At 48.3% G+C, this 21,884-nt stretch carries 16 protein-coding genes, 1 tRNA gene and 1 pseudogene; 8 read left to right on the top strand and 10 right to left on the bottom strand.

Features of this window, described 5'->3' with window-relative positions:
• The first annotated feature begins 203 nt into the window (after window positions 1-203).
• Window positions 204-1,121 (top strand): homoserine kinase, encoded by a 918-nt coding sequence (gene thrB / locus HMPREF2608_RS02895; RefSeq protein WP_039862560.1) that lies wholly within the window; start codon window positions 204-206, stop codon window positions 1,119-1,121.
• A gap of 42 nt (window positions 1,122-1,163) precedes the next feature.
• Here the strand turns inward: thrB and HMPREF2608_RS02890 are convergent, their stop codons facing one another.
• The 4 genes from HMPREF2608_RS02890 to HMPREF2608_RS02875 form a co-directional block, all read right to left on the bottom strand.
• Window positions 1,164-2,690 (bottom strand): DHA2 family efflux MFS transporter permease subunit, encoded by a 1,527-nt coding sequence (locus tag HMPREF2608_RS02890; protein ID WP_004521043.1) that lies wholly within the window; start codon window positions 2,688-2,690, stop codon window positions 1,164-1,166.
• A gap of 101 nt (window positions 2,691-2,791) precedes the next feature.
• Window positions 2,792-3,982, bottom strand: a complete 1,191-nt coding sequence (locus HMPREF2608_RS02885) for an HlyD/EmrA/EmrK family protein (protein WP_070825923.1) — start codon at window positions 3,980-3,982, stop codon at window positions 2,792-2,794.
• A 222-nt stretch (window positions 3,983-4,204) separates the two neighbouring features.
• The gene (locus HMPREF2608_RS02880) at window positions 4,205-5,611 is read right to left on the bottom strand and encodes an efflux transporter outer membrane subunit (RefSeq protein WP_070825922.1); all 1,407 of its coding nucleotides are present in this window, start codon (window positions 5,609-5,611) and stop codon (window positions 4,205-4,207) included.
• A 49-nt stretch (window positions 5,612-5,660) separates the two neighbouring features.
• Window positions 5,661-6,155: a MarR family transcriptional regulator gene (locus HMPREF2608_RS02875; RefSeq protein ID WP_004521040.1), complete on the bottom strand. Its 495-nt coding sequence runs from the start codon at window positions 6,153-6,155 to the stop codon at window positions 5,661-5,663.
• 296 nt (window positions 6,156-6,451) lie between these two features.
• On the opposite strand from HMPREF2608_RS02875, the gene HMPREF2608_RS02870 reads away from it, so the two are divergent.
• Entirely contained in the window at window positions 6,452-7,333 is an 882-nt protein-coding gene (locus tag HMPREF2608_RS02870) for a prephenate dehydrogenase (protein ID WP_070825921.1), read from the top strand.
• Between the two features lie 107 nt (window positions 7,334-7,440).
• Here HMPREF2608_RS02870 and hisD read toward each other — a convergent pair whose 3' ends face one another.
• The 4 genes from hisD to HMPREF2608_RS02850 all read right to left on the bottom strand — a co-directional run bounded on the left by hisD (window position 7,441) and on the right by HMPREF2608_RS02850 (window position 10,976).
• The gene (gene hisD / locus HMPREF2608_RS02865; protein WP_070825920.1) at window positions 7,441-8,733 is read right to left on the bottom strand and encodes a histidinol dehydrogenase; all 1,293 of its coding nucleotides are present in this window, start codon (window positions 8,731-8,733) and stop codon (window positions 7,441-7,443) included.
• A gap of 71 nt (window positions 8,734-8,804) precedes the next feature.
• Window positions 8,805-9,530 carry an oxygen-insensitive NADPH nitroreductase gene (nfsA, locus tag HMPREF2608_RS02860; RefSeq protein ID WP_070825919.1) on the bottom strand — a complete coding sequence of 242 codons (726 nt, stop codon included), beginning with the start codon at window positions 9,528-9,530 and terminating at the stop codon, window positions 8,805-8,807.
• A gap of 48 nt (window positions 9,531-9,578) precedes the next feature.
• On the bottom strand, window positions 9,579-10,232 hold the full coding sequence (gene hisG, locus HMPREF2608_RS02855; RefSeq protein ID WP_036473098.1) for an ATP phosphoribosyltransferase: 654 nt from the start codon (window positions 10,230-10,232) through the stop codon (window positions 9,579-9,581).
• A gap of 81 nt (window positions 10,233-10,313) precedes the next feature.
• Window positions 10,314-10,976, bottom strand: coding sequence for an SCO family protein (locus tag HMPREF2608_RS02850; RefSeq protein WP_070825918.1), 663 nt, complete (start codon window positions 10,974-10,976; stop codon window positions 10,314-10,316).
• Between the two features lie 284 nt (window positions 10,977-11,260).
• Here HMPREF2608_RS02850 and HMPREF2608_RS02845 point away from each other — a divergent pair.
• The 6 genes and pseudogenes from HMPREF2608_RS02845 (at window position 11,261) to porB (ending at window position 16,918) form a co-directional block, all read left to right on the top strand.
• Window positions 11,261-11,345, top strand: a tRNA-Leu gene (locus tag HMPREF2608_RS02845).
• A gap of 389 nt (window positions 11,346-11,734) precedes the next feature.
• A complete protein-coding gene (ilvB, locus tag HMPREF2608_RS02840) occupies window positions 11,735-13,462 on the top strand; it encodes a biosynthetic-type acetolactate synthase large subunit (protein ID WP_003680037.1) in 1,728 nt (575 codons plus the stop codon).
• Between the two features lie 10 nt (window positions 13,463-13,472).
• A complete protein-coding gene (gene ilvN, locus HMPREF2608_RS02835; protein ID WP_003685820.1) occupies window positions 13,473-13,964 on the top strand; it encodes an acetolactate synthase small subunit in 492 nt (163 codons plus the stop codon).
• A gap of 66 nt (window positions 13,965-14,030) precedes the next feature.
• Entirely contained in the window at window positions 14,031-14,324 is a 294-nt protein-coding gene (locus tag HMPREF2608_RS02830; RefSeq protein ID WP_070825917.1) for a putative quinol monooxygenase, read from the top strand.
• 61 nt (window positions 14,325-14,385) lie between these two features.
• Window positions 14,386-15,399: a ketol-acid reductoisomerase gene (ilvC, locus tag HMPREF2608_RS02825; protein WP_070825916.1), complete on the top strand. Its 1,014-nt coding sequence runs from the start codon at window positions 14,386-14,388 to the stop codon at window positions 15,397-15,399.
• Between the two features lie 389 nt (window positions 15,400-15,788).
• Window positions 15,789-16,918, top strand: a pseudogene (gene porB / locus HMPREF2608_RS02820) (trimeric porin PorB).
• Window positions 16,919-17,105: 187 nt separating this feature from the next.
• Here the strand turns inward: porB and pepN are convergent.
• The gene (pepN, locus tag HMPREF2608_RS02815; protein WP_070825915.1) at window positions 17,106-19,727 is read right to left on the bottom strand and encodes an aminopeptidase N; all 2,622 of its coding nucleotides are present in this window, start codon (window positions 19,725-19,727) and stop codon (window positions 17,106-17,108) included.
• Between the two features lie 154 nt (window positions 19,728-19,881).
• Window positions 19,882-21,884, bottom strand: a 2,003-nt coding sequence (locus HMPREF2608_RS02810) for a YadA family autotransporter adhesin (protein ID WP_210402754.1), incomplete at its 5' end; no start/stop codon positions are given.

The raw sequence follows: 21,884 nt of genomic DNA, 5'->3' as shown, positions 1-21,884 counted from the left end.
TGTTTTAACAGGGTTTTTATTTTATAAAAAAACTTCAACAACCTTTCTACACAATCCATACATACAAAAAAATACAAGCTAAAGGCCGTCTGAAATGCTCTTTCAGACGGCCTTTTGAATTTGACCTATGCTTTAATTTATATTGTTGACGCTTGTTTTTTGGTATGATGTTTCTTTGATTTTATTTCAGCTTCGAGTTTGCTATGTCTGTCTATACCAGTGTTTCCGACGCTCAAATGCGCGATTTCTTGCTGCAATATGATTTGGGAGATTTTGTCTCTTTGCAGGGGATTGCTCAAGGAATTACTAACAGTAATTATTTTCTGACTACCTCAACCGGTCGTTATGTGTTGACTGTTTTTGAGGTTTTAAAATCAGAGGAACTACCTTTCTTTTTAGAGCTAAACCAACACTTGAGCCAAAATGGCGTTGCCTGCGCCGCTCCGATTGCTCGTAAAGATGGCGGACTGCATTCTATGTTAGCCGGAAAACCTGCTTGCTTGGTAACTTGTTTGAATGGCTCCGATACCGGCTGGCCGACTGAGGCACAATGTTTCCACACTGGTGCGATGTTGGCCAAAATGCATTTAGCCGGTCAAGATTTTCCTTTAAAAATGAAAAATCCCCGTTATGATGGCTGGTGGCATGATGCCTGCACCCAGTTGCTCCCGGTTTTAGATAGCGAAGATGCCAAACTGCTTCAATCTGAAATTACTGCTTTAGATAAAAATCTTGGAGAACATTTGCCTTCTGGTATTATCCATGCCGATTTATTTAAAGACAATGTACTGCTTAATGGAGATGAAGTTTCCGGCTTTATCGATTTCTATTATGCGTGCAACGGTAATTTCATGTACGACCTGGCAATTGCGGTTAACGATTGGGCACGAACAGCTGATAACAAATTAGACCCTGTCCTTTATGATGCTTTTCTCCATGGCTATGAAAGTGTACGTCCATTATCTGATGAAGAACGTGCATATTTCCCTACTGCACAAAGAGCCGGATGTATTCGTTTCTGGGTATCGCGCCTGCTTGATTTCCATTTCCCTCAATCAGGAGAAATGACGTTTATTAAAGATCCAAATGCATTTAGGGATCTACTATTGAGTCTTAAATAATATATAGATAAAAGGCCGTCTGAAATTCAGACGGCCTTTTATCTAATGCCCTCCCCCGCCGGAACCGCTAAACGGAGGTCTTGCCAACCAAATAATGGGGATCATACTGATGAATATGATACTGCCTGCCAAGAAGATTTCATTTGAACCAATAATAAAGCCTTGTTGGGAAATAGTACTATTTATCGCAGCCAGGGCTTGCTCTTTGCTCAGGCCATTGGCCATCATGCCTTGAATAGATTGGTTACTGATTGAGGACAACAAGTTAACATGTTCGGTCAGTTGAGTATGGTGTAGAGCTTCGCGTCGTTCCCACATGGTGCTGACAACAGATACTCCGACACCACCCATAAAGACACGCAAGAAATTAGACAAGCTACTGGCCGAGGCAATTTGGTTGCCCTTCATATGCGACAAGGTAATACTGGTCAAAGGCAGGAAGAACATGGCTACGCCTAAACCCTGCCAAAACTGCGGCCAAACAACGTTGCTCATATCCATTCCGGCATAGAAATCGGTTCGCCAATGGAATGTGTAGGCAAACACCAAGAAGCTGGCACTGACAAACAGACGCATATCGACGCGATTACCAAACTTACCGATAATCGGCGATAAAATAATCGGCAGGAAGCCCACCGGTGCAGCAGCCAAACCTGCCCAAGTAGCGGTATAGCCAAGATTTGATTGCAACACTAAAGGCAACAGGGTCAATGTACCCATATAAACCATGAAGCCCAAGGATGTCGCAACAACACCTATCGTAAAGTTTCTATTTTTAAACAATGACAAATCGACAATCGGGTATTTCTCGCCCAGCTCCCAAACAATAAAATATGTCAGGAACACCAAAGCGGTAACGCCCAAAACGATAATCTCTCCTGAGGCAAACCAGTCCAATTCCTTGCCCCTATCAAGCATCATTTGCAATGCGCCGACACCGACAATCATCAACACCAGCCCGACATAATCGATTGGCGCCCTGACGATTTCGGTTTCCCTGTGTCTAAGCTGTTTCCAAGCAATGGAGGCGGATAAAATCCCGATTGGGATATTGATAAAGAAAATCCATCCCCAATGCCAGTTGTCCGAAATCCAACCGCCTAGAATCGGTCCCAATACAGGAGCAACAACGACGGTCATTGCCCATAAGGCCAGTGCCAATGTTCGTTTTTCAGGCGGATAAGAAGCCATCAACAGGCTTTGGGACAAGGGAATCAATGGCCCGGCAATGAAACCTTGCAATACACGGAAAAAAACCAAGGCTTGAAGATTATGTGCCATACCGCACAGCCATGACGTTACGACAAACCCGATCACAGCGGCGATAAAGATTTTGACCTCGCCAAACCGCTTGGCCAAAAAACCTGTCAAGGGAACGGAAATGGCATTGGCTACGGCAAATGAGGTAATCACCCAAGTCCCCTGCGTGGTAGCCGCACCTAAATCCCCTGCAATAACAGGCACAGCGACGTTGGCGATGGTGCTGTCCAAGACTTCCATAAATACGGCCAAGCTGAGCGCCAAAGTTGCCAACACCAGCTTAAACCCTTGTAACGGCGGATAATTCATATTTTTAAACTATAAGACAACCGCCAAAGCGGTCGATTGAAGAGAATCAATATTTCAGACGGCCTGAGCCTTCAATAAAAGACTCAGGCCGTCTGAAAAGATTATTTTGCGTATTGCTCGAAGATTTTATCGACTAAAGCATCGGCGGCTTTCCAATCCACACTTTCCGTTTCCGGCAAGGCAGTATTTTGTTCCGCTTCGGCAGTCATGGCTTTACCGCTGCCCTTCTCGGCAATATCGACTTTAACAGTCATCGACAAACCAACACGGAGCGGATTTTGTTGCAATTCTTTGGCATCCAAACTGATACGCACCGGCACACGTTGCACAACTTTAATCCAGTTGCCCGTTGCGTTTTGTGCCGGCAGTAATGAGAACGCGCTGCCCGTACCGGCTGACAAGCCCATTACCTTGCCATGGTAAACCACTTTGCTGCCGTACAAATCGGCTGTCATTTCAACAGGCTGGCCGATTTTCATTTTGCGCAGTTGCGATTCTTTAAAGTTGGCATCCACCCACAATTCAGACAGAGGCACAACGGCCATCATCGGCGTACCTTGCACGATACGTTGGCCGACTTGGACATTTCGTTTGGCAATTTGGCCGCCGATCGGCGAACGGATTTGCGTACGCTGCAAATTCAGCCAAGCGTCTTTAATGTGGCTGATGGCCGTCTGAACTGCCGGTTGTTGGCGCAGAGGAATATTACTGCCCAACGCTGCCTGAGCAGAAACTTCTTCTGCCTCAACCGCTTTCAATGCAGCCTGAGCCTGAACCACAGCGGCGCGAGCATGGCTGAGTTCTTCACCTGAAACCGCTTCCGTACCCGCCAAAGATTCACGGCGGCGCAAATCGGCTTGCGCACGGGCCAAATCGGCTTTGCGTAACAACACTTGCGCTTTGGCTTTTGAATTGACCGCAGTTTGCTGTTTGTTTTGACGGATGGCCTGAATCAATTCATTTTGCGCACGATCGTATGCCAGCTGAAAATCGCTGTCGTCCAAAGCCACCAAAACATCGCCTTTTTTCACGACATCCGTATCGTCATACATGACTTTGCGCACCGTGCCGTTTACCTGCGGCGTAATCATCACCAAATGACCGGCCACATAAGCATCTTCCGTTTCTTCTTCATGCTGCCAAAACAGGAAATACGCCAAAGCAACTACAGCTGCCGTAATAAGGAATAGGAGTGTAACGATAACCAAATTGCGTTTGCGATGCGTTTTAGCGCCGGAAGCGGCTACTTCCGTTTCATTTTGGACATTATTTTTTTCTGATTGAGTATCCATAAGTCCCAACTTTAATTTTGCACATGTGATAACGATATTATTGTCTTACTGGGCGCTGACTTATACCATCAGCCCCAATACGCGCGTTTAACGCGCTAAAGAGTCATATTCTATAGTTACACTCTATTCATTACAATAATTTCTTCCGGTAGCAAATGTAAATAAGGTAAGCAAAAGGCCGTCTGAAATTACTTTCAGACGGCCTACGTTTTGATAAAACGTTTATTTCTTATTTAATTTAAAGCCTCCGCCCAACTGGGCATTGAGGTTACTCCAAGCTGTCAGATATTCTGCATGGTATTGAACTGCCGACATTTTCGTACGCACAGCTTCATCTTGTTTTTGCAAGGCGCTCAAGCCGTTATCCAAACCTGCACGAACACGTCCTTTTGCATTTTGTGCAGATTTATCGGCAATATTGACCATCTTGTTCCAAGTATCTTGTCGGCTTTTCAGGCTTTGATAGTCGACTACAGCATCTGCCGCCGAACGCATGGCGTTCAAAACAGTTTGGTCGTACACGGCAACCTGCTCGTTATATTGGGCACGCTTGCCCGCCAATTTGGATTGCAGCGCACCGGAGGTGAACAATGGCAGATTCAAAGCCGGAACAATGCCCAACATACCGGATGTCCGTCCGCGAATCAGATTGAACGCATCAATGTGCGTCATGCCTGCCAAAACTTTCAACTCAATATTCGGATAAAATTCTGCTTCGGTCGATTTGACGATATGCCATTTCTCTTCAAGCAAGGCTTTTTGTGCCGCGATATCGGGACGGGCCGCCAACAAGTCCGCTTCAATACGGCTAACCGGCAATGACGGCACAGCTGCCATTTTTTCCGGAACCTGTCCATTCAATGCACCCGGCACTCGGCCGGTCAACACTGCCAGACTGTTGCGGATTTTCTCATTTTTCTGAGTCCATGCCGATTTTTCAAGCTGTAATTGCTGTTGCGCCATTTCCAGAGCGTGCAAGGCATCGGCAGGAGCCAGCTGCGCTTTAACGCGTTGTTGCATCAGTTTCAATGCTTTATCCGCCAGCTCTATGCGCGTATCCAACAAAGCCAGTTGTTCTGTCGCCATCTGCCACGCAAAATATTGGGCGGCAACGGCATGAGCCAACTCGGTGCGGATGTGCTGCGCTTCATACACCGCAGCCCTGCTTTTTCCTAAAACAGCTTGAATCTGCTCTCGGTTTTTACCCCAAAAGTCGAAAACCAAGCTGCCTTGCAAGGCTGCGTTCGCCAAAACCAATGTATGGTCGGTATCAACCATACCTGCTTGAGGTTTGGGTGAAACATAAGCACCCAGACCTATAACGCCCAAGCCGACTTGCGGTTTGTTTGCGGCTCCCACAACGCCCAGCTGCGCCTGAGCCTGCTCAAACCTTGCCTTGACGACACGCAGATTGGTAGACGTCTGAATGGCGGAAGCAATCAAATTGTTTAATTTTTTATCTTTCAGCTTCATCCACCAGCCGTCTTGGGCAGTAGCGGCAGATTGGCCTTGCGGCAGCGGATAGGCTGTTGTCTCATCCAAAGGCGACTGTTTGCCGAAGGGCGCACATGCCGCCAACAGCGAAACAGCGGCAACGCATACGCTTGATTTGACCAAACCTAATTTCATACAGACTCCGTTTATGTGTGCCTACCGCAGACCATCAGGCCGTCTGTTGTCAATTGCCCAAACGGTTCAACAGTTTACCCAACAGGTGTTGCAGCGTATCATAATCCTCTTTCGTGAAATCTTCCCACGCCTGACCGCTCTGACGGGCAATTTGCGGCCATACTTCGTGGATGAAGGTCTCACCCGAAGGGGTCAATTTTAGCACAATCTGACGACGGTCTTTCTGATTGATATAACGCTCTACCCAGCCGCGCTCAACCATGTCGTCCGACAGGCGTGTTGCACTGGTGCGCGTCAAGTCCATCAGGTCGCTCAAGCGTGAAGGCAGGATTTCGCTGTTTGGGCTGACGTAAACCGCCATCAGGGAAAACCACAGGTTTTCATTAATGCCGAACGCTTTCAGGTTTTCGTTCAAATGGCTGCTCAAACGTTCGGTTACGATGCGCAACATGCGGGATACTTGGTTTTGCTGCTCCGGAAACTGCGGCAGACGGGTAGAAAGCAAACGCATTGCGTTGACTAATTCGGTTTGTGAAAAACTCATAAATTCCTTCTTTCTGAGTGAGTTATTTTATTCGATATCAATCAAAATAAAATATGATGTAATAATTTACTTTAAGATACCAATTACTTACTTTAAGACGTTATACTAATTCAGATGATTATTTTAGTGTATGAAAATCTGATAATCGGTTACATGCTCCTACTAAACGGAGTTTTCTATGCCTAAATCATGAAAATTCGACCATAAAAAAGGCCGTCTGAAACCTTGATTCCATCTTTCAGACGGCCTCGATGACAGATTAAAATAAGCTTTTCCACTTGTACCGGATCCAAACCATGAACACTTCCGCCTTTTTCCCCCACATTACCCTTATCGGTGTCGGTTTAATCGGCGGCTCGTTCATGCTCGACCTTAAACGCTTGGGACTGGTGCAAACCGTTACCGGTATCGACACCAATGCCGACAACCTCAATTACGCACTCGAATGCGGCATCATCGATCATGCCTATCCGAATATTTGCGCCGAAAGCATTAGCAATGCCGATTTGGTTTTGATTGCCACGCCTGTCTCCGTCCTACCTGACGTATGCCGCGACATCAAGCCCTTCTTAAAAGACACCGCCTGCGTTTCCGATGTCGGCAGCACCAAACAATCGGCACTCAATGCCTTCCGCACCCACTTATCCGACCGCCTGCCGCAATGTTTTGCCGCCCACCCGATTGCCGGCTCCGATCAAAGCGGGGCAAAATCCGCGCGTTGCGGTTTGTTTCAAAACAGCCGCCTGATTATTACGCTACATGGCCAAGAGGCTTCAGATGGCCTGAGACGGCTGAAAAGCCTGTGGCAGGCGGTTGGTTCGCAAATTTCGACCATGAGTGCCGAAGAACACGACAATATTTTTGCCGCCGTTTCACACTTGCCGCACTTGACCGCCTTTGCCTATGTCCACGCTTTGGTTGACCATCCGCACGGCAAAAACTACCTCCCCTATGCCGCCACAGGCTTTCGCGACTTTACCCGCATTGCCTCCAGCCATCCTGCCGTCTGGACAGACATCTGCCTGGCCAACCGCCCCGCCCTGCTCAAGCTGACCAGCGACTTGAAAGAACAATTATCCAAATTGGAACATCTCCTTTCAGACGGCAACAAAACCGAGCTTTACCGCTATTTTGAAGAAGCCGCACAAATGCGTAATGACTGGCTGAAAAACCGTTAAACCTGTTTTCAGACGGCCTAATACCTTCTCAGCTAAAATCTTCATCACAATAAAAAGGGCATCTGTTTAGATGCCCTTTTAGATTTCTTACGACTTCAACGTTTCACTCAGTCTTTCAAACGGAACTCAGCCGCTCTGGCGTGCGCGGTCAAGCTTTCGCCATGCGCCAACACGCTGGCGGTTTTACCCAACTTCTGCGCGCCTTGTTCTGAAACCTGAATCAGACTGGAGCGTTTTTGGAAATCATATGTTCCCAAAGGAGAAGAGAAACGCGCCGTGCGGCTGGTCGGCAAAACGTGGTTGGGGCCTGCGCAATAGTCGCCAAGACTTTCACTGGTATAGCGTCCCATGAAAATAGCGCCGGCGTGGCGGATTTTTTTCGCCCACTCTTGCGGATTTTCGACCGACAGTTCCAAGTGTTCGGGAGAAATATAGTTGGCGATTTCACAGGCTTCGTCCAAATCTTTGGCCAAAATCATTGCACCGCGGTTGCCCAATGAAGCTTCAATAATCGCACGGCGCGGCATGGTTTCGATCAAGCGGTTCATGGCCGTCTGAACTTCGTCCAAATACGCTTGAGAAGTACCGATCAAAATCGCTTGTGCAATTTCATCGTGTTCCGCCTGACTGAACAAATCCATCGCCACCCAATCAGCAGGCGTCGTACCATCGGCAATCACCAAAATTTCAGACGGCCCTGCCACCATATCGATACCGACCACGCCGAACACGCGGCGTTTGGCCGCAGCGACAAAGGCATTGCCCGGGCCGGTAATCTTATCGACTTGAGGCACAGATTCCGTACCATAGGCCAAAGCCGCAACCGCCTGCGCGCCTCCGACCGTAAACACTTTAGTCACACCGGCCACAAAAGCAGCCGCCAACACAATATCGTTGCGCTCGCCTTTCGGAGTGGGAACGACCATGATGATTTCTTTCACGCCGGCAACGTGGGCAGGCATGGCGTTCATGATGACGGAACTTGGATAAGCGGCTTTACCGCCCGGAACATAAATACCGACACGGTCAAGCGGCGTAATTTGTTGACCCAAAAGCGTGCCATCTTCGTCTTCGTAAGTCCACGACTCCATTTTTTGGTGTTTATGGTAGCTTTCCACCCGTCTCGCGGCCGTTTTCAAGGCCGTCTGAATGTTTTCAGGCAAACGCTCAAAGGCAGACTGCAAATCGTCTTGCGTCAGAATTAAATCGTCGATGGTTTGAGCGGATGTGCCGTCAAAGCGGTTGGTGTATTCAATCAGCGCCGCATCGCCGCGTTTTTGAACATCGGCGCAGATGTCGGCAACAATACGGTCGATTTCAGGGTTTTGTGCGGTTTCAAAAGCGAGTAACGCTTTGAGTTCGGCTTGAAAATCAGGGGATTGGGTGTCGAGTTTCTTCATGGTTTGCTCTCTTCCTTGTTTCGTTCCTATTGTTTTCAGACGGCCTCAGCCACACATAGGCCGTCTGAGCATTATCTTTTCAAAAAACCTTTTTTCTGCAAAAACGCCAACATATGCGGCCGCACAGGATTGCCCAAGGTTTTGGCCAGCGATTCTTTCCAAGGTATCGGGCTACCCTTGCGTAACTCATAATAATCCGCTACTGCCTGATTATAGGCTTCAACCGCCTCGGCATTCAGGCTCGGACAAGCGTTTTCGGCATAGACCATTTCCTTAGGTAAGCGCGGCTTGAGCGGCGGATCTTGGTCGGGATAACCGAGGCACAACCCCACCAAAGGCACGCAATAATCCGGCAGGTTCAACACGTCCGACACTTTTTGCGCATTATTGCGCAACGCGCCGATATACACGCCGCCCAGTCCAAGTGATTCTGCGGCAAGCAATACGTTTTGTGCCATAATGCCTGCATCGACCGCACCAATCAGGGTTACTTCCGCCCAATCAATTTGCGCATCGGGAAACATTGCCTTGTGTTTGGAAAAATCGATGCAAAACAATAAAAATTCCGCACAATGGACAATATAAGGCGCACTTCCTGCCGCTTCATGTATCCCCTGCCTCAGTGCAAGATCCGATACGCGGATGATGGAAACGCATTGCAGGTTGTTGGAAGTCGAAGCCTGTTGTCCGGCACGAACCAGCGTATCAAGGATTTCATCGACAATCGGCTCGGAAGTAAACCTGCGGATGGAACGATGGGAAAGAATCGTATCGAGTGTCGGTTTGCTTTGCATCATGACGGGGCTTTCAAACTGGGTTGGCAGACAACTTTTGCCAAAAACTTTTCAGACGGCCTTAGCGGCATTTTCAAATGCCTGAATAATCGGATTCAACAACGCATATTTGGTTTTCAAAGCAGCTTTGTTGACCACCAAGCGGCTCGAAATATCAGCCACATGTTCCACAGCTTCCAAACCATTGGCCTTTAACGTATTGCCGCTGGAAACCAAATCGACAATCGCGTCGCTCAGACCGACCAAAGGCGCAAGCTCCATCGAGCCGTACAGTTTGATGATGTCCACATGCACACCCTTGTCGGCAAAGTGTTCGGCGGCAATGTCGGGATATTTGGTGGCAATCCGCAAGCGGCTGCCGGGTTTGGACGCAGCGGCGTAATCAAAACCTTTTTTAACCGCAACCATCATGCGGCATGAGGCGATGTGCAAATCCAAAGGTTGATACAGGCCATCTCCGCCATGCTCAATCAGCACATCCTTACCGGCAATGCCAAAATCCGCCGCACCATATTGCACATAAGTCGGCACATCGGTCGCGCGCACAATCACCAAACGGATATTGTCATGATTCGTACCAATAATCAGCTTACGCGATTTTTCCGGCTCTTCCGCTGGCACAATACCGGCGGCGGCCAACAGTGGCAGGGTTTCCTCAAAAATTCGCCCCTTGGATAAAGCAATCGTTAAAAGTGTGTCGGTCATTTTTTCTTTTCCTTTGCCGTATCAAAAGCAAGAAGGCCGTCTGAAATCAACAACCCATTTCAGATGGCCTCAACTACGGTTTTACAATAAAGTTTTCACATCGGCTGCAATCGTTTCAGGCTCGCTGCCGTAAGGCGAGAAAATCGCCACTTCACCGTTTTTATCAATCAAATATGCACCTGAAGAGTGGTCGACCAAATAGTTTTCGCTGTCTTCTTTTTGGTTGACTTTAGCCGATACCACGCGGTATTGCTGCTTGATGACTGGCAGGCTTTGATCGCCGGTAGCCGTCAGGCCGATAAAATCAGGGTTGAACTGTTTGGCGTATTTGCCGATTACTTCAGGCGTATCGCGCTCAGGGTCGATGCTGACGAATACCACTTTCACGTCTTTAGCCTGGTCGCCCAATTGTTTCAAAGTATCGCTGTAAGTCAGCAACTCGGTCGGGCACACGTCCGGACAGTGGGTATAACCGAAAGACAGGATAACCACTTTGCCTTTCAAATCGCTCAGGCTGAAAGGTTTGCCGTCGCCATCAGTCAATGTAAAGTCGCCGCCAATGTCTTCTTTGCGCATATCGGTACCACGCGCTTGCGCTTTGGCAGTAGATTCACCGGAAGCGGCCGGTGCGGCAGAAGCGGCAGGCGCCGAAGAAACCTCTTTGGCTTCCTCTTTAGGCTGACAAGCAGCCAGGGTGGCCAACGCAATAGCACTGAGTAAGAAAGTTCGTGTCACGGAAAGCATAAATTTTCTCCAAAACCGTTTCAAATAAATAAGGCCAAACAACCGCCCGGCCGATATAAAAACAAAACATCTTCATATTAACGCGTTTGACACATTAAATGTAGCCCTTTTTGAAGATAAATACTGCTTTTTTTGTTTTAAAAATCTGACTTCCATTTAGATAGCCGTCAAACGTAAAAAGTTTAATTCATTAAAAATCAAACAAATATAAAAATAATCCATTTTTTTTTCAATTACTGCTTTACAAGATTCGAGAACTCGCTATAATGACGACTTCTTCGCTAGCCCAGGTGGCGAAATTGGTAGACGCAGGGGACTCAAAATCCCCCGCCGCAAGGTGTGTCGGTTCGAGTCCGACCCTGGGCACCAAATTAAAAAAAACCTCTTGATTCGGTCAAGAGGTTTTTTGCTATTTATCATTTGCAAAACCTTCTCCTTACTCAAACTGTCAACAATCCACCCACATCAAGCTCAATAAAACTGTTTTTTTATTTCTTTAAAATCAAACGATAATCTATTTTCACTCCTTAAACGTTAAAAGATGAAAGATTTTGTCTTGCTTGTACAGTCGGATTGCGTTATCGTTTCTACTCTTTTTCACAAACTCTGTGTTTCTTTCCAATTGCTTGGATAGTCTGACTGTCATCGTATTCCCTCAGTGCGCGTACCCTAAATCGCTGCTTGGTGGAATTGCATTACAGGTGCTGTGGTGAGGCGGATTGTTCCTATTGGTTTGAAACCATATAAAAGAGGTCAATATGCAATTATCTGGCGCACAAATCATCGTGCAAAGTCTCAAAGCCGAAGGTGTCGAGTATGTATTCGGCTATCCGGGCGGCGCGGTTATCGAAATCTACGATGCCCTTTTCCAACTCAATAAATTCAAGCACATCCTGGTTCGCCACGAGCAGGCCGCCGTACATGCGGCAGATGCCTATGCCCGTGTCAGCGGCAAAGTCGGCGTTGCCTTGGTCACTTCCGGCCCAGGCGTGACCAATGCCCTGACCGGTATCGCCACTGCTTACAGTGACTCCATTCCGTTGGTAGTCATCAGTGGCCAGGTGGGCAACTCCCTTATCGGGACAGACGCATTCCAAGAAGTGGATACAGTCGGCATTACCCGCCCTTGTGTCAAACACAATTTCTTGGTGACCAATATCGCTGAGTTGGCAGACACCATCAAAAAAGCTTTCCAAATCGCCGCAAGCGGCCGTCCGGGTCCAGTTGTTGTCGATGTTCCCAAAGATGTCACCCAAGCAATGGCTAAATTCAGCTATCCGCAAGAAGACATCTTCATCCGCTCTTACCAACCAGTTGTACAAGGCCACATCGGTCAAATCAAAAAAGCCGTACAAATGCTGGCTTCCGCCAAACGCCCTATTGTTTACTTCGGCGGCGGCGTGGTTTTGGGCAATGCCTCTGAGGAAATGACCAAATTCGTCCGCATGATCGGCGCTCCTTGTACCGGCACATTGATGGGCTTGGGCGCATACCCTTCCAGCGACCGCCAATTCTTGGGTATGCTGGGCATGCACGGCACTTACGAAGCCAACCTCGCCATGCAGAATGCAGACGTTGTACTGGCAATCGGTGCGCGCTTCGATGACCGCGTGATTTCCGTACCGTCCAAATTCTTTGAAAAAGCCAAAAAAATTATTCATATCGACGTTGACCCGTCCAGCATTGCCAAACGCGTCAAAGTGGATATCCCGATTGTCGGCGACGTGAAAAACGTATTGTCCGAAATGATTCAATTGTGGGGTAAGCAAGAATCTGCACCTGCAGCCGACTCATTGGATAAATGGTGGAAAAGCATCGAAGAATGGCGTTCGCGCAACTGCCTGTGGTTTGATAATGAAAGCGAAATCATCAAACCGCAATACGTCATTCAAAAACTGGCCGAAATCACCAATAATTCTGCCATCATTACTTCCGACGTTGGTCAACACCAAATGTTTACCGCACAATATTACCCATTCGAGCGTCCACGCCAGTGGCTCAATTCCGGTGGCTTGGGCACAATGGGCGTAGGCTTGCCATATGCCATCGGTGCGAAACTGGCCGCTCCTGATCAAGATGTATTCTGCATCACCGGCGAAGGCTCGATTCAGATGAACATCCAAGAGCTGTCGACCTGCTTCCAATACCGAGTTCCGGTTAACGTCGTTACCCTGAACAACGGCTACCTCGGCATGGTCCGCCAATGGCAAGAACTTTATTACGGCAACCGTGAATCGGAAACCTATTTCGACTCATTGCCTGATTTTGTCAAACTGGCTGAAGCCTACGGCCATATCGGCATCCGTGTGGACAAGAAATCCGATGTAGAAGGCGCTTTACTGGAAGCATTAAACCAAAAAGACCGTCTGGTATTCCTCGATTTCTTGACCGACAAGAAACAAAACGTACTGCCTATGGTCGGCAACGGCAAAGGCTTGGACGAGATGGTTCTGCCGCCGCATATGCGCGAAACATTGTCAGCGTAAGGAGAGAAAAATGCGACATATCTTATCTATTCTGATGGAAAACGAATCAGGTGCGATGAGCCGTGTGGTAGGTTTGTTCTCCGCACGCGATTACAATATCGACTCCTTGGCTGTTGCGCCAACCGAAGACAAAACCTTGTCTCGCATGACCATCGTTACTCATGGCGACGAACACGTTATCGAGCAAATCACCAAACAACTCAACAAACTGATTGAAGTTATCAAAGTGGTTGACTTGAACGAAAGCCGTTTTGTCGAACGCGAACTGATGTTGGTAAAAGTCCGCGCCGTCGGCAAAGACCGCGACGAATTCCTGCGATTGACCGAAATCTACCGCGGCAGCGTTATTGATGTAACAGACCGCAGCTACACCATCGAAATCACAGGTTCCACCGAAAAACTCGACTCTTTCCTCGAAACAGTCGGTCGCGCCCAAATTTTGGAAACCGTACGCACAGGCGCAGCCGGTATCGGTCGTGGCGAGCGTATTTTGAAAATTTAACGCTGTATCGTTCAGACGGCCTTTTACTTTCAACAAAGGCCGTCTGAAAAACAGTAGGAGACAAATATGTCAAGCATCCAAATCGTTGCATTAGTTACCGTCAAACCCGAATACACCGAGGCTCTGGCTGCCCAATTTAAAGAATTGGTCAAAGCCAGCCGTACAGAAGAAGCCAACATCAGCTACGACCTGCACCAAGAAATCGGCAAACCCAACCGTTTCGTATTCGTAGAAAGCTGGAAATCCCAAGCAGCTATTGACGAACACAATGCCAGCGAACATTTCCAAAACTTCGTCAAATCCATCGAAGGAAAAACCGAAGCATTGGAAATTGTCTTGATGAACCAAGCCCCTGCCTAACCCCCTATTACTTTTAACTCAACCCGGATTATCCGGAACCCTCTTACACTAAGGAAATAAAATGCAAGTTTATTACGATAAAGACGCTGACCTTTCTCTGATCAAAGGCAAAACTGTTGCCATCATCGGTTACGGTTCACAAGGTCACGCACACGCAGCAAACCTGAAAGATTCCGGCGTAAATGTCGTCATTGGTCTGCGCCAAGGCGGCTCTTGGAAAAAAGCCGAAGCAGCCGGCCACGACGTGCGCACCGTTGCCGAAGCAACCAAAGCAGCCGACGTTGTAATGATTCTGTTGCCTGACGAAAACCAACCTATCGTATACAAAAACGAAATTGAGCCTAACTTGAAAGAAGGCGCAGTATTGGCGTTCGCTCACGGCTTCAACGTACACTACAACCAAATCGTACCCCGCGCCGACCTCGACGTTATCATGGTTGCCCCTAAAGGCCCAGGCCACACCGTACGCAGCGAATTCCTGAAAGGCGGCGGCGTACCTTCCCTGATCGCCGTTTACCAAGATAAAAGCGGCAAAGCCAAAGACATCGCCCTGTCTTACGCAGCAGCCAACGGCGGTACCAAAGGTGGCGTAATCGAAACCAACTTCCGCGAAGAAACCGAAACCGACCTGTTCGGCGAACAAGCCGTATTGTGCGGCGGCGTGGTTGAATTGATTAAAACCGGCTTCGAAACCCTGACTGAAGCAGGCTACGCCCCAGAAATGGCCTACTTCGAATGCCTGCACGAAATGAAGCTCATTGTTGACCTGATTTACGAAGGCGGCATCGCCAACATGAACTACTCCATTTCCAACAATGCAGAGTACGGCGAATACGTAACCGGCGTCGAAGTCATCAACGACAAATCCCGCGAAGCCATGCGCAATGCCCTCAAACGCATCCAAACCGGCGAATACGCTAAAATGTTCATCCAAGAAGGTGCCGTCAACTATGCCAGCATGACAGCCCGTCGCCGTCTGACTGCTGATCACCAAATTGAAAAAGTCGGCGCTCAACTGCGTTCTATGATGCCTTGGATTGCCAAAAACAAACTGGTTGACCAAGACAAAAACTAATCTGTCTTTCCAGCAAATCAAACCTGCCCGAGCAATCAGGCAGGTTTTTTATATATTTGCAAACCCAATACACTATAAATTTTAATTACCAAGGCCGTCTGAAAACACGATAAACAATATTCACAACCCAATTTTATATACCCCATATTTTATAGCCATCCCCAAATTCCCTTTTAGAAAAACACATTACAAAATAAAAGACAGTCTTCCACTTCCACCCTGTCTGTAAAAAACAACGTTTCCCCGCAAAAATTACTCAAAACAAGAGGAAATTTTGTTTTCCTAGGCCATAACCTTTATATTATGATCATGGAATCGTTGAAACAGAACGATATCGTAATAAGAAGAACGAATGCTAGCTTCTTCACACTTAAAAAAGGAAAACAGCAATGAAAAAATCTCTGATTGCCCTGACTCTGGCGGCTCTGCCTGTTGCAGCTATGGCTGACGTAACTCTGTACGGTCAAATTAAAGCTGGCGTTGAAGTATCCAAAGTAAAATTGGGTGAAAAACTACCGAAGGATTAGTTGCCAAAGGAATAAAGGCAACACGCAGCTCTAAAACTGCTACTGAAATCGCTGACTTCGGTTCACGCATCGGCTTCAAAGGCCACGAACACTTGGGTAACAACCTGAATGCTATTTGGCAAGTTGAACAGTCTACTTCTATCGCCGGTGGCGACAAAGAGTGGGCCTCTCGCGAATCTTTCATCGGTTTGGAAGGTGGCTTCGGTAAAGTTCGTGCTGGTAAACTGGACTCTACTGTTAAAAACACTAGCGACAATGTTGACCAATGGGAAAGTAGCAACGGCGCTTTGAACATGTCTGTATTTACCCGTGTTGACGAGCGTGCAGTATCTGTACGTTACGACACCCCTGTATTCTCAGGCTTCAGCGCAAGCGTACAATACACTCCACGCGACAACGCTAACCCTTCTGACAAATACACTCACAACGACGCTACCCGTGACACTTACTACGCTGGTCTGAACTACGAAAACTCTGGTTTCTTCGGTCAATACGCTGGTGGTTTCCGTAAAAACGCCGTTTCTGAAAAAGACGGTCACGTACACCGCTTGGTAGGTGGTTACGATGCTAACAACCTGTTCGTGTCTGTAGCCGGTCAATACGCTAAAAACTGGGAAACTTTGGGTGACTACGCCGAAGCCCAATCTAACGGCGTTGTAAATTCTGCCACTACTAACGCTTCTAACGTAGTATTTGGTACTGCTGCTGCCTTGGATAGCCGTCCTACTGAAACTATCGAAGTTGCTGCTACTGCCGCTTACCGCGCCGGTAACGTAACTCCTCGCGTTTCTTACGCTCACGGCTTCAAAGCTAAAGTTGACGGCGAAAAACTGAAAGGCACTCAATACGACCAAGTTATCGTTGGTGCTGACTACGACTTCTCTAAACGCACTACTGCTCTGGTTTCTGCCGGCTGGTTGCGTGGTGCTGAGTCTGGCCCTCACAAAGTTGAAACCATCTCTGGTTTGGTTGGCCTGCGTCACAAATTCTAATCTTCGGATTAGTATGAAAAAGAGCCTGTTTTATGCAGGCTCTTTTTTTATTCCTATCCCCTACCCTCAACGAAAATTAATTTAAGCGTTAACATACGAAAAAGGCCGTCTGAAACCAATCGGTTTCAGACGGCCTTGAGTTTATCTATCCTTATTGCCAAATGACAATAAAGTCAACAAACAAGATTTATTTTTCATTCAAAATCTTACCGACAATCTCGCCCACATCTTTGGACAAACCTTCTTGTGCATGGATGCGTTGCAATTCTTTGGTCATAACGGCTTTGCGGTTGGCTTCCAATTTGTTGCAGATGTTGAAAGCCTGCACCAGTCGGGCGGCAACTTGCGGATTAAAGCGGTCTATTTCCATCACTTTATCAGCAACAAAACGGTATCCACTACCATCTTCTGCATGGAAGTGCGGAATATTGCGGCTGAAGCTCATCAATAAAGAACGAGCTTTATTCGGGTTTTCAATACTGAACTTAGGATGACCCAAGGCCGTCTGAACTTGCTGTAAAGTATCTTTGCGGCGGCTTGAGGCAATCAGTGCAAAGTATTTGTCCATTACCAAAGCATCATCGGCAAATTTATCGGCAAATTGCGTCAACAAACGATCGCGGATTTCGCTTTCATTGCTGTTAATTGCGGATAAGATACCCCATTCGTGGGTCATATTTTGCGCCATTGCCTCGTAATTTTCCGCAACGTGTTCGATATGCGCAGTGTCAGCACGAAGGATAAATGCCCTGCAAGCATTACGCAAAGTACGCCAGCCGGCCAGTTCCGGGCTGTATTCATAACGAACAGCGGCATCGGCTTGGTTTTCTTGCTCGGCAGCTTGACGGTTCAGCTCGCGCCATTGAGGCAGGAACTTGACGGCAACGGCATTAAGCAAGGCTTCACGCGCTTGATGAACCTGAATCGGGTCAATATTTTCTTCTTCCGCCCATACATCGGTTTCAGACGGCATTTGCAGCAAAATGGCGCGGAATGCCGGGTCGAAATCACCGGAGACCACCAAAGCCAAAGCGTCCATCAATGCTTTGTGTTCAGGCAAAGGACGGCCTTCCGCCAATGCCTGACGGTTGGCGTTAATGGCACGATGATACAGGGTTTGGGCAGCTTCCCAACGGGCAAACTCATTTTCATCTGCCGCCAGTAAAGTGGCCAATTCTTGCTCGCTGTACGGATAGTTCAGGGTAACCGGTGCAGAAAAATCTCGCAACAGAGACGGGATAACCGGCTCATTGACGCCGCCCAACACAAAAGTCTGCTCGGCCTCAGTCAATACCAAAACCGCCTCTTTCACCCGTTTGCCTTGATATTCAAACTCAACCGCTTCGCCTTTTTCGTTCAGCAAACCGGTTTTGACCGGAATCATCATCGGCTGCTTGTCCGTCATATCGGGCGTAGCCGGAATAGTTTGTTTGATCGTCAATTCAAATGCACCATCTTTCAGACGGCCTTGAGCATCTAAAACCGGTGTACCGGCTTGGCTGTACCACAAGGCGAACTGATCAAGATTGATACCGTTTGCGTCTGCCATTGCGGCACGGAAATCATTACAAGTCACAGCCTGACCGTCGTGGCGTTGGAAATACAGCTTCATGCCTTTTTGGAAGCCCTCTTCTCCGAGCAAGGTGTGATACATGCGCACGACTTCCGCCCCTTTTTCATAGACGGTCATGGTGTAGAAGTTGTTCATCTCTTCATAGCTGGCCGGGCGGACAGGATGCGCAGTCGGACCCGCATCTTCAGGGAATTGGAACAAGCGCAGCATGCGGACATTGTCGATACGGCGCACCACGCGGCTGGCTCGATCGCCGGAAAACTCTTGATCACGGAATACGGTCAAGCCTTCTTTCAGCGACAATTGGAACCAATCGCGGCAGGTCACGCGGTTGCCCGTCCAGTTGTGGAAATATTCGTGGCCGACCACAGATTCAATGCCTTCAAAGTCGGTATCGGTTGCGGTACGGCTGTTGGCCAGCACGAACTTGGTGTTGAAAATATTCAAACCTTTGTTTTCCATCGCACCCATATTGAAATCGCCCACGGCAACGACCATGAAAATATCCAAGTCGTATTCCAAGCCGAAGCGCGTTTCGTCCCATTTCATCGCATTTTTCAACGATTCCACGGCAAAACCGACTTTAGGTTTGTCTGTCTCAGTAGTGTAGAACTCGATTTTGACCTTACGGCCGCTCATGGTCGTAAAATAATCTTCCGTTACCGCTAAATCGCCTGCCACCAAAGCAAAGAGATAGCTCGGCTTGGCAAACGGGTCTTCCCATTTCACCCAATGACGGCCGTCTGAAAACTCGCCGCCATCGATTTTATTGCCGTTAGACAGCAACACCGGATAGCGTTTTTTGTCTGCAACGATCGTGGTGGTAAATTTAGACATGACATCCGGACGGTCGATGTAGAAGGTAATTTTGCGGAAACCTTCCGGTTCGCATTGGGTAAACAGGTTGCCGCCGGAAGCATACAGACCCATCAGAGATTTGTTCTCAGCCGGCAGTATTTCAGTTTCCACTTCCAACGTGAAGTTTTCAGACGGCACGCCGGCAATCGTCAGTTTTTCGTCTTCCAACACATAATCTACAGCCTGGCCGTTTACTTTCACGGACAGCAGTTTTGCCGAACCATCCAATACCAATGGCTCCCCTGCTCTTTCAGGTTGAACGGTCAGACTGGATTTGACGATGGTTTGCGGTTCTAAAATATCGAAATGCAGGTCGGTTTTCAGAATACGGTACGCTGGCGCGGCGTAGTCTTTCAAATAATGGACGGTTTTGCTCATTTGTTCTCTTTCAGAGTCATGCGGTAAATAGATGAAGCATATCGTTTCATATAGCCTAAATTCAAGTGTTTTCAGAAAAAAGGCCGTCTGAAACCTAAAATTTCAGACGGCCTCCCTATTCAGGCAGCAAATCTAGTTGCCTGTCATTGCCAACTTACCACTGATACAGCGCACCGGCACCGACACCGACATGACCGTCGGTATTGGCCGAGAAGTTGCCTTTGACAATCCAGTTGCCGCCGTCGCTCATCGCAGACACGCCGATGGCCATAGCAGACTGACCGCCGTAGTAGCCGCTGCCGACACCGATACCGGTCGCACCCGGACGGGTTACTTGCGGAATCGAGCCTTGGGCAATGGCACCGGCCACACCTGCGTAGGCTTTCTTACCTACTTGGTTGATGTTGTTCTGCAACTCGGTACCCAAACCAATCAACTGGTTCACGTTTGCCGCGTCTGTACCGTCTTTACCCGGAGCCACATTGGTAATGCGTTGGCCGCCGTTGTTCAGACCGACAGGAGACAATTTGACTTGGTTGTTCGGATTGTTTTCAGTCGGTGCAGCGATGGTTACGCCGTCGTTGTTGACCACGGTATTGCCTGCGGTCAGACCGTCTTTGTTCATCACAGTATCGCCTGCTTTGAAAGTATCGGCATTCACGGTCTTCACGCTAATCTCGTCAGCCAACTTCAGCTGAGCGCCACCGGTAACGGTTTCGCTGATGATGTTGCTGTCGCCTTTGACGTTGATGGTGTCGCCCAACGCGTAGTTGTTGCTGCCGGTCGTACCACCGAAGTTAATGCCTTTGGCGATCGTCGTAGCATTGTTGACCACGTTTTGGTTGGTTGCGTACAACTGGCTACCGTTGACGGCATCTTTGCTGTTTGCATTGAGGTCGCCATCCGCTACGTTGGTTACTTTGTTGCCCGCATTATCCAAGCCGTCTTTCGTCAGGTTTACCTTGCCTGCTTTCAAGCCGTCTTTATTCAATGCAACATCGTCACCCACTTTCACACCATCAGTATTGACTGCGGTATCGCCGGCTTTCACGCTGTCAACATCCAAGTCTTTATCGGTTGCCACCTCGTAAACAGTTTGACCCTTGTCGCCTGTTTTCTGAGTGACAACGATGTTCTTACCTTGAACGACTTCGGTCTTAGATGCAGCGGCAGCTTGTTTCAGTTGGGAAACATTGACTGCATCGGTGTCATCCGTACCGGCTGAAACGTTGGTAATCTTATTGCCGCCATTGTTCAAGCCAGCTTTGGTCAGATTCACATCGCCTGCTTTCAAGCCGTCTTTGTTCAATGCAACATCGTCACCGACTTTCACACCGTCATTATTCATCACGGTATCGCCTGCGGTAACGCTGTCGACTTTCAGGTTTTTATCGGTCGCCACTTTGTAAATGGTTTGGCCATTGGCGCCTACATCCTGAGTAACAACAATGTTATCGCCTTGAACGACTTCAGTCTTAGCCGCAGCCGCAGCTTTGTTCAACTGAGCAACATTCACCGCATCAGTATCATCGGTACCGGCTGCAACATTGGTAATCTTGTTACCGCCGTTGTTCAAGCCGGCTTTAGTCAGGTTGACATCGCCAACTTTCACGCCGTCAGTATTGACTGTGGTATCGCCGGCTTTGACGCTGTCAACTGCCAAGTCTTTAGCCAATTTGACTTCCAACTTATCAGAGCCATTCGCTACAACGCCGATATTGCCGTCTGAAAGTTTGGCTGCATCGGTTTGACCGCCAACAATATTCAGCTTTGTACCCGGTTTGCGTTCAACGTCTTTGCCGCTGTCGCCGCCGAAAGTCAAAGGCAGATTGGCAGTTGCATTGACGGCTTTGATCGCATCGTGGATGTTGTTCTCACCCGTACCGCCAATATCGGTCATGCTGATGTTGCCGCCGTTATTGGCCGCATTGCCACCCAATACATTCACCAACTGATCTTGGGCTGCATTCAGCTGCTCTTCGGTCGCCGCACGTTTGCCTTGGGCAAAATCGCTGCCACCCAAAGTCGTATTGCTCAAGCCGCTGACTTCGCCTTTGTCGCCATCGATTTTCACCGGAGCCGCTTGACCGACATTCAACACATCGGCCAGTTTCAGCTGCGCACCACCGGCTACGGTTTCGCTGATGATGTTGCTGT

Origin of the sequence: Neisseria sp. HMSC064D07 (genome assembly GCF_001837185.1) — a bacterium.
In the GTDB taxonomy this organism is placed as follows: Bacteria; Pseudomonadota; Gammaproteobacteria; order Burkholderiales; family Neisseriaceae; genus Neisseria; species Neisseria flavescens_C.
Note: the sequence above shows the minus strand (reverse complement) of the source record. Positions and strands in the feature narration are given on the sequence as shown.